Source organism: Pseudonocardia xishanensis (genome assembly GCF_039541715.1).
Taxonomy (GTDB): Bacteria; Actinomycetota; Actinomycetes; order Mycobacteriales; family Pseudonocardiaceae; genus Pseudonocardia; species Pseudonocardia xishanensis.
On sequence record NZ_BAABGT010000135.1, the window covers coordinates 1 to 1,022 of the forward strand.

The following is a 1,022-nucleotide window of genomic DNA, read 5'->3' on the forward strand; positions in this document are numbered from 1 at the left end:
ATGAGGCGTGTCTGGCGCGTTTGACGTGCCATTTGGGCATCTTGCGCTTGATCACTCGTGGTGCAGACCGATGACGGCGGCGGGGGTTGAGACGGGCGAGCAGGCGGTGCATGAACGCCGTCCAGAGGCGTTGGTCGGGGTGTCCGTGTTGGTCAGGGGGGAAATGCGCCCGTGTGGGCGACGGTGCGGCGGACTATGCGCAGGGCTGCGGTGAAGCTGACTCGGTCGGGGTCGTGGCCGCCGTGGCGGGCGGCGTCGTGCATCAGGCTGCGGATGGCATAGTGGCAGCACAGGTGCCCCCAGATCTCTTGGAGGACCAGGTCGGGGGACTTCGAGCGGAGCACGATGCGGGGTCCGCGTTGGTGGGTCTTGAGCTCGTCGAAGGTGTTCTCGATCTCCCAGCGTTGGATGTAGGCGGCGGCCAACTCCGCCGCCCCCACCTGCTCGGGATCGGTGATCGTGGTGAACAACCGGTAGGTCGTCGAGTTGTCGCGGCCGTCGTCGATGCTGTAGTCCACGACGCGGACGAGCATCGGGGGCTCGCGCCGCGCCGCAGCCGGTGTCAGCGCTTGTAGGTGCGCCAGCCAGGACCCGTCGGGCAGATCCGCGACATGGGTCGGCTTCGGTCCGGAGACGTCGGTGCGGATGCGCCAGATCAGGTCCGCACCGGTCGCAGTGGCCTTGCGCCACAGCGTGTAGGAGAAGAAGCCGCGATCGGCGAGCACGACCATGTCCGGGGTGAACGCGTCGAGGAGCCGTTCGGCGAGGCGGCCCTCGGACTCGTGGTAGGTCCCGACCCGGGCGGCGAAGATCGCGTGGGTGCCGCACTCGGCCAACGCCAGGACCCGAGCCTGGGGAAACGCCGCCTTCTCGCCCTTGTTCACCCCGGGGCGCCCGAAGTGCTCGGCGTTGGCGGGGGTGTCGGCCACGTCCAGGCAGGTCCCGTCCACCGCCACCAACCGCAGCCCAGCCAGCCATGCCCCCGCAGTGTCGGCGACCGCGACCGGGCGAGCCACCCTCGC

The 1,022-nt window shown here is 69.6% G+C and carries 1 protein-coding gene; it reads right to left on the bottom strand.

What is annotated here, in order from left to right; all coding sequences use genetic code 11:
• Positions 1–152: 152 nt before the first annotated feature.
• Positions 153–1,022, bottom strand: an 870-nt coding sequence (locus tag ABD993_RS36485) for an IS4 family transposase (protein ID WP_345428970.1), incomplete at its 5' end; no start/stop codon positions are given.